Source organism: Paenibacillus woosongensis (assembly GCF_009725165.1).
Lineage (GTDB): Bacteria > Bacillota > Bacilli > Paenibacillales > Paenibacillaceae > Fontibacillus > Fontibacillus woosongensis.
This window is the reverse complement of the sequence record NZ_WNZW01000002.1, coordinates 571,723-588,449: the sequence shown is the minus strand read 5'-3', so window position 1 is coordinate 588,449 and position 16,727 is coordinate 571,723. Positions and strand designations below refer to the sequence as shown.

Here is a 16,727-nt window from a genome sequence, read left to right as displayed (position 1 = left end):
AACAGGAGGTAAAGATCAGTGACTAACATCCAGAACAATAAATCGATTCCGCGAGAGGAATATCCAAGACCGCAATTTGTTCGTGCGGATTGGCTCAATTTGAACGGGGAGTGGGAGTTCGCCTTCGATGATGACCGAATCGGGGAGAAGGAGAAATGGTACGGGAATGCTGACCCGGCTCCATACCCGCATTCGATTGCAGTTCCCTTTGTATTTCAGAGCAAGCTGAGCGGCATCGGCAACCCGGAGTTCCACGATGTGGTATGGTACCGCAAAAGCTTCGATCTGCCGGAGGCGTGGAACGGAAAGCGGATCGTGCTTCATTTCGGCGCGGTCGATTACCTGGCCAAAGTATGGATTAACGGGCAGCTGGCCGCTATCCATGAAGGCGGGCACACGCCGTTTCAGGCCGATATCACGGATTTGCTTGTTCCGGAAGGCCAGACAATCACGGTCCGCGCAGAAGATTTCAGCCGGGACATTACCCTGCCGCGGGGCAAGCAATACTGGCTGGAAAATTCGGCGAGCATTTTCTATACGCGGACCACGGGAATTTGGCAGACGGTGTGGCTCGAGCCGGTGGATCAGGCCTATCTAAAGCGGGTAGCCATGACTCCCGATATCGACCGGAATGAAATTCGGCTGCATACTTTCGTGGAAGGCGTGCAGGGCGGCATCAAAGACCTGGAGCTTGAAGTAACGGTGTCTTTTCAAGGAGAGCGGGTTGCTGCCGACCGATACCGGGTGCTTCGCCCGGAGGAGCACCGCAGCATCCATCTCCATGATTTTGCCGAGCATGGACTGGGCCGCCTGTGGTCTCCGGAGCATCCGAACCTGTACGATATTTCCTTCAAGCTGGTCGGCGATGGCCGTTTGCTGGATGAGGTGGACAGCTACTTCGGGATGCGCAAGGTATCTATTGAAAATGGACGCCTGTGCCTGAACAACCGTCCGTATTATCAGCGGCTCGTGCTTGATCAGGGATATTTTGAGGAGGGTATCCTTACGGCTCCGAGTGATGAGGATTTGAAGCGGGATGTGGAGCTGGCCAAAGAGATGGGCTTCAACGGCGTGCGCAAGCATCAGAAGATGGAGGATCCGCGCTTCCTGTACTGGTGTGACCGGATCGGCATGCTCGTCTGGGGTGAGGCCGCGAATGCTTACGCCTACTCTGAAAATTACGTGCGGCAGTTTACCAGCGAGTGGCAGGAGGTGATTCAGCGGGATTACAATCACCCCTGCATTGTGACATGGGTGCCGCTAAATGAGAGCTGGGGAGTTCCGAACGTGCAGATTGATGCCAAGCAGCAGCAGCACGGTCTGGCCATGTACCATTTGACGAAATCGCTCGATCAGACACGTCCTGTCGTATATAACGACGGATGGGAGCATATGACAACGGATCTCGTGACCATTCACGATTATGAGAGCCGCCGCGAAGTGCTGGAGGCCCGATACGAAACAATAGAATCCACAATAGAAGCCATGCCCGCGAATCGCCGTATCTTCGTCGGCGGAGCAGCTTATGCCGGCCAGCCCATCCTCGTGACGGAGTTCGGCGGAATTGCCTTCAAGGCGAGCGAGTGGGAAGGCTGGGGGTATTCCGGCGCGGATAATGAAGAGGATTATTTACAGCGGCTGAAGGACGTCGTCGATCCGATGTACGCCTCCCCGGTCGTACAAGGATTCTGTTATACACAGCTTACGGACGTAGAGCAGGAGATCAACGGGCTTCTGACGTACAATAGGCAGCCCAAGGCCCCGCTGGAGCAAATTAGGCAAATCATTACGGGTGCGGGCCGGAACTGATATATCAGGTTAAACCAATGGAATAAAGCGGTTGAACGCAAAGCTGGCGCAGGATTGAACTGCGCCAGCTTTGCGTTTTGGAAAAATAATTAGTTATTATGAGTATAATTGAGTATAATTGAATACAAACCAATGTTCTATAGAGGAGATTATTTCTATGGATTCGGAAATCGAGATCATGACGATAGCTCAGGTTGCGAATTATTTGCAGCTTAGTGAAGTTACAACCTATAAGATGGTGAACGAGGGAGTCATTCCGGCTTTTAAAATCGGCAGACATTGGAGGGTCAAGAGGAGCGATCTGTTTGATCTGATTGAACGGTTGAAGCATGGTGAAAAGTTATAGAGAGCATCGAAACATAGAGAGCCATACAATACTATCATAAAAAGTCCGGCCCTTCTGGTGACCGGTATTTTGCAAGAGAGGAATTAAGCACATAATGAATGAAGAAGCTAGCAAAACCGCGAAGACTGCAAAGACAGCGAAGGCACAGCGCCGTCCTAAATCGTCTCCCCCGCCGGTTCGAATTTTCGCGCTAGGCGGCCTTGGTGAGATCGGTAAAAATATGTACGCCGTGGAATACAAAAATGAACTCATTATTATTGATGCGGGTTTGAAGTTCCCCGACTCGCGCCTATCTGGAATTGATTATATCATTCCTGACATGAGTTATCTGGTTGCGAACAAGCACAAAATCAAAGGCCTGTTTATTACACATGGTCATGAGGATCATATTGGAGCCATACCGTTTCTGCTCCGGCAGCTGCAAATCCCGATTTACGGCGGTCCGCTGACGATTGGCCTCGTTCGGGCCAAGCTGGAGGAATACCGTCTGCTCGGGCAAGCCGAGCTGCATGTGTTCCATGAGACTGACAGGTATGCGTTCCAGCATCTCGCCGTTCATTTCTTCAGAACGACGCACAGCATTCCCGACGCCTTCGGGGTCGTTGTTGACACGCCGTACGGCCCGGTCGTACATACCGGGGATTTCAAATTTGATTTTACGCCGGAGGACAAGCCTGCCGATCTGTCCAAGATGGCGAGCGTCGGGAGCGAGGGCGTTCTGGCGCTGCTGGCTGACAGCACGAATAGCGAACGGGAAGGCTTTACTCCATCAGAGCGCAAAGTTGGCAATGCGATTCTTGAATCGTTCAAGCAATGCGAGGGACGCATCTTGTTCGCAACGTTTGCTTCCAACGTGCACCGCCTGCAGCAGGTGGTGGAGGCCGCGATGCAGTGCGACCGCAAAATCGCCGTTATTGGCCGCAGCATGGAGAAGGTATTTACAATCGGGCAGGAGCTCGGATATATCCGCGTGCCCGACGGCATGCTTATCGACGTGAAGCATATTGACCGTTATGAGGATAACCGGGTATTAATCGTTTGTACAGGCAGCCAGGGCGAACCTAACGCCGCGCTGAGCCGGATCGCTTCCGGGGCGCACCGCTCCGTACAGATTTACCCGGGGGATTCGGTTATTTTCTCCTCTTCGCCAATCCCGGGCAATGAGCAGAATATTAACCGCAGCATTGATATGCTCATGCGGGCAGGTGCCAATGTTATTTACGGCTCCATTATCGATATTCATACTTCGGGCCACGGCAACCGGGAGGATTTAAAGCTTATGCTCAGCATGATCCGCCCGAAGTATTTTATTCCGATTCACGGGGAATACCGCATGCTGCTCGCTCATCGCAAGCTGGCAATGCAGACGGGGCTGCCGGAAGACCGCATCTTCGTAATGAATGTGGGAGATACGCTGTCCGTCTATCGCAACCGCGCCAAGAAAGGCCGGTCTATTCCGTCGGGTGACGTCTTTATTAGCAACGGAGAGATGAGAACCTATGAGGACGAGCTCGTGGAAGAGCGGGGCGAATTGGCTAGAGAGGGCATCGTCATCGTTGTTATGACCATTGACGCCGAGACGGGGCAAATTCTTGCGGGACCCGATATCGTGACCCGCGGCTTCGTCTACATGCAGGATGCCCGTCCGCTGCTGCGGCGTGCGGAAATGTCGCTCAAGCGGAACCTGTCAAAGCAGGGAGAGCGCCAGGCGTATAATCGCTCTGACTGGGTTCGGTCGACGCACCGGATCATGCGCAGATTTTTCATGAAGGAAGTAGGCCGCGCTCCACATATCATGCCTTCTATTCTAGAAGTATAACTTTATTTCATACACAGAGTCTTCCCGCCGGGGAAGGCTCTGTTTGTCGTTATACGGTATGTGTATGAATATAACAACAATCAGGAAATATAAACATGTCTACACTTCCTGACAAGGTGAATTAAGGAGGCATTTAAATTGAAGGAGCAACTGTTTCAAAGATTGCGCGAAAAGGAAGGGCGGATCATCGAGATCAGGCGTTATTTGCATGCCCATCCTGAACTGTCTTTTCACGAAGAGAATACAGCTAAGTATATCGCTGATTTTTATGCCGATAAGGATTGTGATGTGCGTAACAATGTAGGTGGAAATGGCGTCGTCGTTACAATCGATAGCGGGAAGCCTGGGAAGACCGTAGCTATTCGCGCTGATTTTGATGCGCTTCCGATTATGGAGGAGACAGGCCTTCCGTTCGCCTCGGAGAACCCGGGAGTTATGCATGCCTGCGGCCATGATGGACATACCGCCTACATGCTGATTCTGGGCGAAACTTTGATCGAAATGAAGGATCGGCTTTGGGGGAAGGTGGTTATTCTGCATCAGCATGCGGAAGAGAAACCTCCAGGCGGAGCTGTTCAAATGATCAAGGATGGCTGCCTGGATGGCGTCGATCATGTGTTCGGCATCCATGTCATGTCTACGATGGAGTCGGGCAAAATCTATTATCGCGAAGGGAATATACAAACCGGACGAGCTTACTTCAAAGTAAAAATAAAAGGCAAAGGCGGACACGGATCCTCGCCTCACCTAGCCAATGATGCGATCGTTGCCGGCAGCTATTTTGTTCAGGCTGTACAGACGATTATAAGCCGCCGATTGAATCCGTTTGATGTAGCCTCGGTTACGATCGGCTCCTTCGACGGCAAGGGGAGCTTTAACGTCATTAAAGATTCCGTTGAGCTGGAAGGCGATGTTCGGGTGATAACGGAAGAAACCAGAGAACTGGTTGAACGGGAAATTCGCCGTAAGCTGGAGGGATTGCAGGAAACGTTTGGAATTACGTATGAACTGGATTACCTGAATGATTATCCGGTGCTTTACAATGATCCAGCGTTGACGGAATTTGTAGCGGCGTCGTTAAAAAGCAGTGCGATACCTGGAGTGACGGGCGTTGAACGCTGTGAGCCGCAGCCGCCGTCGGAGGACTTCGCATATTATGCCAAAGAACGTCCGAGCGTGTTTTTCTATGTAGGGGCGATGCCGGCGGATGGCAAATATTATCCGCATCACCATCCTAAATTCGATATTAACGAGGACTGTATGCTTATTGCCGCCGAAGCGATGGGCGCTGTAGTTATAGACTACCTAAGAGAGGAAGACAAATAAATGGACACTCCATACCATGGCACAAACAAGTTAATCCTGGGAATTGTATTCGGGGTAATTACATTTTGGCTGTTTGCTCAATCGATGGTGAATATTGTGCCTGCTGTACAGGCCGATCTGGGGATTTCCCTTGATATTATCAACATTGCGATCAGTTTGACCGCATTGTTCTCCGGAATTTTTATCGTCGTTGCCGGAGGATTGGCGGACAAGTATGGACGCATGAAGCTGACTTATATCGGGATGCTGCTTAGCATTGTTGGCTCTTTATGTCTTGTACTTGCGCAAGGGTCTGTTCTGCTGATTATTGGGCGCATTGTTCAAGGGCTGTCTGGGGCATGTATCATGCCAGCGACGATGGCTCTAGTTAAAACCTACTATGACGGTGCAGAGCGTCAGCGGGCGCTAAGCTATTGGTCGATCGGCTCTTGGGGCGGATCGGGCGTATGCTCGTTTGCCGGGGGAGCAATAGCTACTTATATGGGATGGCGCTGGATTTTCATTTTCTCGATTGTTATTGCGGTGCTTGGGATTTTTCTCATTAAGGGGACTCCTGAAAGCAAGGTCGAACAAGGCGTCAGCTCCAAATTCGACACCAGTGGCCTGCTGGCCTTCGTCGTGGCCATGGTCTCTCTGAATTTGCTTATTACGCAGGGTGCTTCGTTCGGATGGACTAGCATGATTACAATATCCTTAATGGTTTGCTTCCTGCTGTTTGTCATTATTTTCTTTAGAGTAGAAACGCATAAAGCGGGGACAGGCTTTATCGATTTCTCCCTATTCAAGAATAGAGCGTATTCCGGTGCAACGATTTCCAATTTCCTGTTGAATGCGGTTGCCGGTACGCTTGTTGTTACGAATACTTATATTCAGGTGGGCCGAGGTTTTACGTCTTTTGCAACGGGGATGTTATCCCTTGGATATTTGGTCAGCGTGCTTGCGATGATTCGGGTTGGGGAGAAGATTATGCAGAAAATTGGCGCCCGCAAACCGATGCTGGTTGGCACCGTGATTACGGGGATCGGAATTGCATTGGCCGCCTGTACCTTTATTCAGGGCTTCCTCTATTCCATCGTGGTATTTGTCGGTTTCATGCTGTTTGGAATCGGCCTTGGCATGTATGCTACGCCTTCGACCGACACAGCCGTAACCAATGCGCCTTCCGACAAGGTTGGGGTTGCATCGGGTATCTATAAGATGGCCAGCTCCCTGGGCGGTTCCTTCGGTGTGGCGAGTTCAGCAGCCGTATACGGAACAATCGCAGCTTCGGGCAACGTAGAACTGGCCGCCTCCACAGGTTTGCTGGTCAATGTCGCTTTCTGTGTGCTGTCCATACTCGCGATCCTATTTATGGTTCCTAGCGACAGGAAGGCTGAAAAACGGAGAATCCCTAAACTTCAAAAAGCTTAACTTATGGAATCATCCAGGTTGAAATAAGTGAACGGGGGGAAATATGTGCGAAAACAGTTACTAAGCATGCTTGAAGCCCGAAAGGCAGAAATGATTGAAATACGGAGACATTTGCATGCGCATCCTGAGCTGTCTTTTCATGAAAAAGAGACATCGCAATATATTGCCGACTTTTATCAAGGCAAAGATGTGGAGGTTCAGAAGGGATGGGAAGGGTACGGAATGATCGTAACGATTCGCGGGGGGAAGCCCGGCAAGACGATTGCGCTTCGCGCCGACTTCGATGCTCTGCCGATTCCGGAACAGACGGGGCTGCCGTTTGCTTCCAAGAATCCGGGTGTGATGCATGCCTGCGGCCATGACGGTCATACCGCTTATTTGCTGGTGCTCGCCGATTGTCTGATTCAGTTGAAGAAGGATATCCCGGGAACGATCAAGATTATTCACCAGCATGCGGAAGAGACTCCTCCAGGAGGAGCCAAGTCGATTGTTGAATCGGGACTGCTGGACGATGTGGATCAAATTTTCGGGATACACTTGTTTCCAACCTCGCCAGCCGGAACAGTAAGTTATCGCAGCGGTTATGCGATGGCGGGAAGAAGCTACTTCAAACTGATTATTCATGGCAAAGGGGGGCACGGATCTTCTCCGCATTTGGCGAATGACGCTATTGTCGCAGCAAGTTATTTTGTGACTGCTGTTCAGACGATTGTGAGTCGCCGGTTAAACCCGTTCGAGACCGGTGTGGTCACGATTGGCTCTTTTGACGGCAAAGGGAGCTTTAATGTTATTAAGGATTCGGTTGTACTGGAAGGCGATGTCCGTTATATGACCAAAGAAACACAGCAGCTAATCGACAAGGAAGTTCACCGGATCGTGAAGGGGATCGAGGCCATGTTCGGCATAACGGCCGAACTGATTTATACGGCGGATTATCCTCCGCTCTATAATGATCCTGAAATTACCGCCAATGTAGTCAAGTATCTAAACCGGGGCATAGGCGATTATCTGACAGCTGTTTCGGAGGCGGATATGCTGTCAGGATCGGAAGACTTTGCTTATTATCTGGAGAAAATCCCGGGCTGCTTCTTCTACATTGGCTGTAAGCCTAAAAATACGGACGAGGTCTATTTCAACCACCATCCGAAGTTCGATATCGACGAAGATGCGCTGCTCGTCGCCGCCAAGTCCGTGGGCGAAGTCGTGTGCGGATATTACGGTCTGGAGTAAAAGGCAGAGAGCGTAACCACAACAACATATAAGGCTGTTCCGGCAATGATCAGGCAGATGATTGCCGGGACAGCCTTTTTTCAATTTAGGGGAATTTCAATAAAATATGAAACAAATAAAAAAATTAATTGACCACCAGTTCATATTTTCGTATAATGTGTAAAAATATAGGAGATTAAATCACTTAGCTAAATATTTTGGAATTTTACGCTGATGCATAGGAAGGAGGAGCCAGAGTGACGAATGAACCCACGATCCGTTCTATCATAGAACAGGAGCTTGAGCGCAGAGGCTACTCTTTGAGCAGGTTTGCCAGCCGCTCGGGAATTAATCGCGGGACACTCAGCGCCATTCTCAACGGAAACCCTCCCAAACCCATTGCCATTCGGCAATTGGATTTAATGACGGAAGCCCTGGAACAGCCGGAAGGGCACTTTTATCCGTTATACGTCAATGAATGCGTGGATTCGGATCAACCGAACCGCAGAAGGGTAAAGGCCTTTCTGCTCCGGTGCGCCGAAGTGGGACAGACCGAATGCATTCAAGAGGTGCTTGATCGCATCGTAGAAAATTTGAGCTACATTCCCATGATTTTCGAAATTGGCGAGGAGCTTTACGAGAAAGGGCTGCGTGAGGAATCCCGCTTATTTTACAATGTTGTGATTGAGAGTGAGAAGTATCAGCATTCCGAACGGCTTGCCATCAGCCATTACAGGTTGTTTCGGTTATCTTTGGGGGATGACGCAGAAGCTAATCTGATTGCGGCTACGCGATTTGAGCTTTACTTGTATCGTTTGCCTGAGGATTATCAATTGGACGGGTTATTACATTTAGCCAATGCCTATTTAACTTTGCAAAAATGGGTGCAAACCGAAATATATTCTGATGAGCTCAGAAATCTCGCTAAAATGGTTTATAAAAATTATGAGAGAGCATATCTTCAAGGTAAAGCATTTCAGTTTAGAGCTGAACGAAACTTAGTTGTATATTATGGTCAAGGTTACGTGCTAAAAGGTATTGCATTACAATTTCAACGAAGATACGAAGAGATACCTGAATACATAGCAGGTTATGCAGATTTAAGCTGGTTTGTTGGATTGAATGAATCTGGAAAGGAAGAGGTTGAGAAATTCAAGTTGTTTGCCAAATTGAACACTTATAATCTAAAGGTATTACTTGGTGATCAATCTATCATTCCGGAATATATTGAATCGGTAAAGAAGCATCCACCCGAGATATTGCCTAGCCTAAGGGTTATTGTTGAGGCATCAAATATTCATAATTTTTTTATAGATGATATACTCGAACAATTTAACATTGATACGGGATTATACGATAGAGCTGATAATTACTATAGGTTAGAGGTAAGTAAGGATCGATACTTAAGATTATTCTATCATTTATCTGTATATTATTTGAGAAAAAAGGAATTTGAGGAAGGGATATCGAAAATATTAATTACGCTAAAAATTGCTATATCCCTCAAAAATTATAACTATTTTATGAAGCTAATTCCTTTATTTGAACGCTATAGATCATTTGCAACAGAAGGACAATTAAAGGAATATGAAACTTTACTGGAAGGGGTGATAAAAGATGCGTAAATGGATTTTGGCACTGGTTATCGTTATTTCTTTAGGGTCTGGCCTTGTAGGAGGCAGTTTAGGCCATACGAATACCGTGAAAGGCTTAGAGCACGGCGGTGGATACTGAGCTAATTCAAAAGTTAGTAGCTACATAAAAGCCGGCTAAGCAGAGATTCTGCTAGCCGGCTTTGTCTTATCCCTCACTCATAAAACAACAGCCGGTTCGCGTACGCATTCCGGTATTCCGTCGGGGTTAGGCCTGTCATTTGCTTAAAGGATTTCATAAAGTGATGGCTGTCGTGATAGCTGAGCTGCATCGCAATTTCGTTGATCGTTTGATTCGTGTCCGTAAGCAGGAAGGAGGCGGCTGCGATTTTTTGCTGTAAAATAAATTGCTTCAATGACACCCCTGCGATGCTAGAGAACAGGTGTGACAAATATTTCACATTGTATCCGAAGTGATCGGCGATTTGCGATACTTTAAGCGGCTCGTAACGATGCCACTGAATATAATCAACGATGTCGTTATAGAGCTGATGCTGCTTTATTTTGCGATTCGGGCGGAACAACAGGTTGTACAGCTCGCAGAGAATTGTCGTCGTCATGTAGTTGCTCAGCGTCTGTTCGCGGTAGTTGCGGACGGCATCCTGCAGTTGTTTCATCAGGACGATCATTTTATCTGCGCTGCGCAGTGTTCCTTTGCGGGGAATAACGATGCTTCCGGCCTGGTGTACATGCTGGGCCGTATCCATGACCTGGACGTCGGCTCCACCGCCAGATGGAATAAAATGCAGCCAATAGAAGCTGCAATCTGAAGCCCGGTATCCATACTGCCTGGCGCGGGGTGGCATCAGCAGGAAGTCGCCCCCCTCCAGCACGTACTGCTCCTTCTCATCCGCGATATATAACACTCCCTTTGTCTGCACGAACAATTCATAATCCATCAGTACCCTGCTCAAATGTATCCAATCCGGCGAAGGGGAAGCGAACTTGCCTGTCATCGTCATATGCAGCGGTTGATCTACATGAAACAGATAGCCATTCATGCGGGAGTTCCTCCTCTATTTCTGACCTTTTAACACTTAACGTCAGCTGTTGCCAAGCGAATTTGAATGATTAGATGATGATAATCAACTATTTTAACGATATCATTTCTCATGGAGTATTCCTACAGCAAAAATAAAAACCTGACCTTTTTACACGGATTCGAACGTTTCGCTATTTTCCAGCCCATCCTCAATCGCTAATCTGAAATTAGCGGTTATTTTGAGGTGAAAGAGGGTTGAAAGATGAAGATGAAGACCATCGTACGGAGCAGTGCACTGCAGGATTTTCGTTTGGAGCAGGTTGTATTGACTGGGGACTATCATGCTAATGCCTTCGCAAAAGAGCTGCAATATTTGCACAGCTATGACGTAGACCGGCTGCTGGCCGGCTTCCGTGAGAACCGGGGCCTGCAGCCGAAGGCGAAGATATATCCTGGCTGGGAAGACACCGAGATTCGCGGCCATACGCTGGGCCATTTTCTGACGGCCTGCTCGCAAGCCTACGAGAATACGAAGGACCCGGCCCTCCAGCGGAAGCTGGATTATATGATGGCTGAACTAGCGGAATGTCAATTCGAGAGCGGCTACTTGTCGGCGTTCCCCGAGCAGTTGATCGACAATATCGAGCAGCGGCAGCCCGCCTGGGTTCCCTGGTATACGATGCATAAAATCATCGCTGGACTGATCGCTGGATATCGCGCTACCGGTTCAAGGATCGCTTACGATACGGTAGTCAGGCTGGGGGACTGGGTGGCCTCGCGAACGTCCCGCTGGACCGAAGAACTCCAGGCTACTGTGCTTGCCGTAGAATACGGGGGCATGAACGATTGTTTATACGATCTCTATACAATTTCCGGTGAAAAGAGGCATCTGGAGGCAGCCCATAAATTTGACGAGCTTCCGCTATTCGAAGCGATCCAGCAGGGACGGGACATTCTGCGCGGTAAGCATGCCAATACGACGATTCCGAAGTTTCTCGGTGCGTTGAAACGGTATCTCGTTCTGGGCGAAAGCGAGCGCTTCTACCTGGAGGCTGCTCGGAATTTCTGGGACATGGTGGTGTATCATCACAGCTATATAACCGGCGGCAACAGCGAGTGCGAGCACTTCAGCGAGCCGGACATTCTGAACAGCAAGCGTTCCGATGTTACCTGCGAGACCTGCAACAGCTATAACATGCTCAAGCTGACGCGCGAGCTGTTCAAGCTGACAGGCGATGTGAAATACAGCGATTTCTACGAGCGAAACTATGTGAATGCGATTTTGTCCTCGCAAAATCCAGAGACGGGAATGACGATGTATTTTCAGCCGATGGCGACCGGATATTTCAAAATATACAGCTCTCCCTTCGAGCATTTCTGGTGCTGTACGGGCACGGGGATGGAGAGCTTCACGAAGCTGAACGACAGCATTTATTTTCATAGCGGAAGCACGCTGTATGTCAATCAATATTTCAGCTCTGCGCTGGATTGGGCCGAGCAAGGGATCAGACTGATCCAGCATGCGGAACTCCCGGAGTCTGAGGAGGTTTCGTTCGCCTTTGAGATCGAGAATGGCCGCAGGAAGCGGCTGGATTTGCGTTTGCGGATTCCGTATTGGGTATCGGGCCAAATGGAGGTGAAGCTGAATGGGTTAGCGGTGCAGTGGAATTCTGAGCAGCAGTATATCGTCATCGACCGGGAGTGGAGCCATGGCGACGTGCTGACGCTGACGCTGCCTATGAAGATCCTTGTCTCCAGACTACCGGACAACGAGAATGTTGTCGGCTTCCAGTACGGTCCTGTCGTACTGAGCGCAGGGCTGGGTACGGAGGATATGACGCAGGCGGCAACCGGGATCATGGTGAGCGTGCCAACCCGCAAAATGCTCGTGAAGGACTTCATTATTCCTCAGGGGACGTCGCCGGAGCAGTGGCTGGTCGATATCGAGCACCATCTGGTAAGGCGGGGTGATGAGCTCGCATTCGAGCTGCGGAACACGGATGAAGACGAGCGCCTTGTATTTACGCCGCATTACAGGCAGCACCGCGAACGATACGGCATCTACTGGAACATCGTAGCTGCAGATTCGGACGAATTGAAGCAGCATTTAGAGCGGGGCCGCCGGGAGCAGCTGATCAAAGAAGCGACCATCGACAGCGTGCAGGTCGGTAACGATCAATACGAGCTGGAGCATGGGATTAAGGGAGAGGAGACCTTTGGCGGCGCATGGGACGGCCTCAACGGACGGCTAGCGCATGCGGGGGGCGGATGGTTCAGCTATAAGCTTGCCGTTGATCCGAAAGCCGGCAACCTGCTCCAGGTCACGTATTTCTCCATCAACCATAACCGGGTCATGAATATTTACGCTAACGGTACGCTGCTGGCCAAAGAGAGAACGCCGCTAGAGCGCAAACGGGAATTTTTCACGAAGCAGTATCCGATCCCGTCCGAGCTTGTTCAGGGACAGCGGGAGATAGAATTCAAGTTCGTTCCCGAAGGCGATTTGAACGGAATATATGGCGTGCTTCGGACGATGAGACCGATCGAAGATGAATAGTTAAGCTTTAAGCGATTTTAGGGAGCTGAGATCAGCCCGGCCCTAAAATCGCTTTTTTTATATGGTGAGAAGGACATTAACGGAGGTAACGGATAACTAGCCATTTTGAGCCGTTTAGTATTTGCTGACTAAACTAGCTTAGCTTGTTTGCTGGACTTAAATTAGGGGAGTCTGACGCGGGCGGGGCGCGGGATGACCAATTAACTGGATTAGAATCAAAATTAAGGGCTGGGAAGGTGGAAGGCGGCATTGCTATGTGTAAATGGCTCGGCCCCTTAAATATGAGGTCTGCCCCAACCATGGCACATACCGCCAAATAAATCCTCACAAATTGGGCCGTTGTCTGTAAAAGCCAGATGTATTTTATACAGTTAGATAAGCTCTTTTATTAAGAAAAGCATTCGCTAAGTGCAAAACATGCACTTAGTTTACCTGAGTGAAGCTAAATTGTCGAAATAGCCTAAAACTAAATGTAGGTTATGCAGTTAGTTCCCGCTAACACGGCCAAAACCAATGAACTAACTGCATGAAATACATTCAGTTATCTGACCCTCACCACTTGGCTCATAAACCAGTAAAATTTAAGGGGACAGGACTACACTTTTATTAGGGGCCGTGTACCGGTGTACTAAATGCATGAAATCCAGTTAGTTCAGGTGGATACAGCGCGAGCGGGCCCGTCTGCCGATTTTGATATACACAACCGGTTGACGAACGAATCAGAACATGCCTATAATGTTTGTGTAAGTATTAATTGATTAATACAATCATTAATTGAAAGGCGGTTGTTTCCATGGCAAACCGGGCAATTCTGAATGTCGACCTCCGTAGAGGCACTATTAACCGTAATATTTATGGCCATTTCTCCGAGCATTTAGGCCGTTGCATCTATGAAGGGATTTGGGTGGGCGAGGATTCCCCGATTCCGAATACGAACGGTATTAGAAACGATGTCGTGCAAGCGCTTAAGCAGATTAACATTCCGGTGCTCCGCTGGCCGGGCGGCTGTTTTGCCGATGAATATCACTGGAAGGACGGCATCGGCCCTAGAAAAGAACGCAAAAGAATGGTCAACACGCACTGGGGCGGTGTGGTCGAGAACAACCATTTCGGTACTCATGAGTTCATGATGCTGTGCGATATGCTCGGATGCGAGCCTTATATCAACGGAAATGTGGGAAGCGGCACCGTCCAGGAGATGTCCGAATGGGTGGAGTATTTGACTTTTGGCGGCGTATCGCCAATGTCCGAACTGCGTCAGGCCAACGGCCGCCAGGAGCCTTGGAAGGTAACGTACTTCGGCGTCGGCAACGAGAACTGGGGCTGCGGCGGAAATATGCGTCCGGAATACTACGCGGATCTCTATCGCCGTTATCAGACATACGTCCGTAACTATGACGATAATAAAATCCACCGGATCGCCTGCGGGCCAAACGTAGACGATTATAACTGGACAGAGGTTCTGATGCGGGAAGCTTCGCGGTTCATGGACTCACTCACGCTGCACTACTATACGGTGCCTGGGGATACCTGGGAAGATAAAGGACCAGCTACGGGCTTTGAGACGAGCGAGTGGTTCAAGACACTGGAGAAGGCGCTGCGGATGGATGAACTCATTACGAAGCATAGCGTCATCATGGATAAATATGATCCTGAGAAGCGCGTAGGGCTGATCGTCGACGAATGGGGAACCTGGTACAACGTTGAGCCGGGTACGAATCCAGGCTTCCTGTATCAGCAAAATACGATTCGTGATGCGCTGGTAGCCGGTTTGACGTTCAATATTTTCCATAAACATAACGAACGCGTTCACATGGCAAATATCGCCCAGACAGTGAACGTGCTCCAGTCGGTAATCCTGACTGAAGGGGAGAAAATGGTGCTCACGCCTACATATCATGTGTTTGATATGTTCAAGGTTCACCAGGATGCTGAACGGATCGAGCTGGAGGTGGATGGCGGAGCATACAGCTACGACGGACGGGAGATTCCGGCCGTGACTGGCTCGGCCTCGATCAATGCCAACGGAGTGGTTCATATCAGCCTTTGCAACACGAACCATGCCGAGAAGGCGGTTGTTCCGGTAGATGTACGGGGCTGGGGCGGGCAATCCTTTGAGGTAACGGGAACGGTGCTGACGGGGGATACGATAGACGCTCACAATACGTTCGCAGCCCCGGATACGGTAGCACCGCAGGCATTCCATAGCTTTACGGTAGAGGGCGGAGTGGTGACAGCCGAGCTGCCGCCGATGTCCGTTGCCGTGCTGGCATTGACTCCTAAGGCTTAAGCGATATGGCGACGTCATCCTGTAAAGGCTGCCGGGAGGAGTATAAAGTAACGGGGGAGCAGATTCAGCGCATTCTGGCCTCCTCCGCTTTTGCACCGGAACGCTGCGTTCCGGATGAAATTTATGAGCAGCGGCTGGAGCTGTGCCGCTCCTGCCCCAAGCTGCAGGACGGAACGACCTGCCTTGTCTGCGGCTGTATCATTCCCGTTGTAGCCAAGCTGAAGGAGCGGGAATGCGCCTTGCCGGGTCAAAGCCGGTGGGGAGCCTATCATGAGGAAACAATGTATTTATAATAAATGACAAAAGAAGCCTGAAGATATTTCAGGCTTCTTTTGTCATTGGTTTGCGGCAGACGTCGTTTTAGAAATTTTCTGTATATCAGCTGTAATAGAGCTCGAACAGTAAATGATCGTTGTAGTTGCCGAAACCTTTGCCGAATAAAGTAAGGCCTCCGACGTGGAAGGCGTCGTCCTCCACGGATAATTTGAAGGTCCACTGCTTGCCCAGAATACCGACATCATCCAAAGTAATATCGGACAATTTGAGGCCGTCCATGAACGTACCCTCACGGGTAATGCGCAGTTTTTTTAGCAGGCCGTATTGATTCGTTTTGTTATGCCACCAGCTCGGCGTATATTTGCCGCGGCTGTCGCCATAATCGCCGGGGCTTGTCCAGTAGCCCAGATTGACTCCGTTTAAGGTGAAGGTAATGTCGGAAGGCCAGTTATTGTTCGTATCCGGCGCTTCGGAGGCAATTTCCATCGTAATGACCAGCTCTTCCGGCCGTTGGCTCGACAGCAGGAAATTCGGGATTTTATATTCGATAAAGCCTTTGCCGAACCAGAGCACGCCGGCATTGATCCGTTCCTGATCCCAGAAATGCCTTGGGTCATCAAAGCTGCCGATAATATGATCAACCGTAGCGAGGCCGCATGTCGGCTCGATCATGAAGTCCGAGTAATGTCCAACCGGAATTTCCGTACGGTGGCATTTTAATTCGTCTTTCTTCTTACGGGGGATGACGATTTCGATGCTGTCGACGGCAAGCGAGCAAATTTTCTGCAAACCGTTCCGCCCGGGAGCCATTTCGCTGGAAACCAGCCCCGCGCCTTCAAGCTTGCGTACGTGCATCGTCATGATGGCGCTGCTTAACCCGAGGGCTTCAGCAAGCTCCTTAATATTCATCGGCCGCTCAGCCAGCAGGTTCATGATGTTCAGCCGGACTGCGCTGGATAATGCTTCATATACAGGCAGCGATTGTGCCGTAAGATTTAGCTTCATTTGATAATACAGCCTCCATCATTTTTATTTATACATATGTTATGCG

12 protein-coding genes are annotated in these 16,727 nt (G+C 49.7%); 10 read left to right on the top strand and 2 right to left on the bottom strand.

Annotation, left to right across the window (positions count from 1 at the left end):
* The first annotated feature begins 18 nt into the window (after positions 1 to 18).
* The 7 genes from GNP95_RS09150 to GNP95_RS09120 all read left to right on the top strand — a co-directional run bounded on the left by GNP95_RS09150 (position 19) and on the right by GNP95_RS09120 (position 9,544).
* Positions 19 to 1,809 (top strand): glycoside hydrolase family 2 protein, encoded by a 1,791-nt coding sequence (locus GNP95_RS09150; protein ID WP_330163327.1) that lies wholly within the window; start codon positions 19 to 21, stop codon positions 1,807 to 1,809.
* A 157-nt stretch (positions 1,810 to 1,966) separates the two neighbouring features.
* Complete coding sequence (locus GNP95_RS09145; protein ID WP_110932038.1) at positions 1,967 to 2,155, top strand: helix-turn-helix domain-containing protein; 189 nt, start codon at positions 1,967 to 1,969, stop codon at positions 2,153 to 2,155.
* Positions 2,156 to 2,249: 94 nt separating this feature from the next.
* Positions 2,250 to 3,974, top strand: a complete 1,725-nt coding sequence (rnjA, locus tag GNP95_RS09140) for a ribonuclease J1 (protein ID WP_155610516.1) — start codon at positions 2,250 to 2,252, stop codon at positions 3,972 to 3,974.
* A gap of 120 nt (positions 3,975 to 4,094) precedes the next feature.
* Positions 4,095 to 5,300, top strand: a complete 1,206-nt coding sequence (locus GNP95_RS09135; RefSeq protein WP_330163353.1) for a M20 family metallopeptidase — start codon at positions 4,095 to 4,097, stop codon at positions 5,298 to 5,300.
* Positions 5,301 to 6,710, top strand: coding sequence for an MFS transporter (locus GNP95_RS09130; protein WP_155610514.1), 1,410 nt, complete (start codon positions 5,301 to 5,303; stop codon positions 6,708 to 6,710).
* A 45-nt stretch (positions 6,711 to 6,755) separates the two neighbouring features.
* Complete coding sequence (locus tag GNP95_RS09125; RefSeq protein ID WP_330163326.1) at positions 6,756 to 7,940, top strand: M20 family metallopeptidase; 1,185 nt, start codon at positions 6,756 to 6,758, stop codon at positions 7,938 to 7,940.
* Positions 7,941 to 8,176: 236 nt separating this feature from the next.
* Complete coding sequence (locus GNP95_RS09120; protein ID WP_196427115.1) at positions 8,177 to 9,544, top strand: helix-turn-helix domain-containing protein; 1,368 nt, start codon at positions 8,177 to 8,179, stop codon at positions 9,542 to 9,544.
* A 182-nt stretch (positions 9,545 to 9,726) separates the two neighbouring features.
* Here GNP95_RS09120 and GNP95_RS09115 read toward each other — a convergent pair whose 3' ends face one another.
* Positions 9,727 to 10,572, bottom strand: a complete 846-nt coding sequence (locus GNP95_RS09115) for an AraC family transcriptional regulator (RefSeq protein ID WP_155610513.1) — start codon at positions 10,570 to 10,572, stop codon at positions 9,727 to 9,729.
* 243 nt (positions 10,573 to 10,815) lie between these two features.
* Between GNP95_RS09115 and GNP95_RS09110 the strand changes: the two genes are divergently transcribed.
* The 3 genes from GNP95_RS09110 to GNP95_RS09100 all read left to right on the top strand — a co-directional run bounded on the left by GNP95_RS09110 (position 10,816) and on the right by GNP95_RS09100 (position 15,693).
* Positions 10,816 to 13,110, top strand: coding sequence for a glycoside hydrolase family 127 protein (locus GNP95_RS09110; RefSeq protein ID WP_155610512.1), 2,295 nt, complete (start codon positions 10,816 to 10,818; stop codon positions 13,108 to 13,110).
* Between the two features lie 793 nt (positions 13,111 to 13,903).
* Positions 13,904 to 15,400, top strand: a complete 1,497-nt coding sequence (locus GNP95_RS09105; protein WP_155610511.1) for an alpha-N-arabinofuranosidase — start codon at positions 13,904 to 13,906, stop codon at positions 15,398 to 15,400.
* A 5-nt stretch (positions 15,401 to 15,405) separates the two neighbouring features.
* Positions 15,406 to 15,693: a DUF6171 family protein gene (locus GNP95_RS09100; RefSeq protein ID WP_155610510.1), complete on the top strand. Its 288-nt coding sequence runs from the start codon at positions 15,406 to 15,408 to the stop codon at positions 15,691 to 15,693.
* An 85-nt stretch (positions 15,694 to 15,778) separates the two neighbouring features.
* Here GNP95_RS09100 and GNP95_RS09095 read toward each other — a convergent pair whose 3' ends face one another.
* Positions 15,779 to 16,681: an ArsR/SmtB family transcription factor gene (locus GNP95_RS09095; RefSeq protein ID WP_155610509.1), complete on the bottom strand. Its 903-nt coding sequence runs from the start codon at positions 16,679 to 16,681 to the stop codon at positions 15,779 to 15,781.
* Positions 16,682 to 16,727 lie beyond the last annotated feature (46 nt).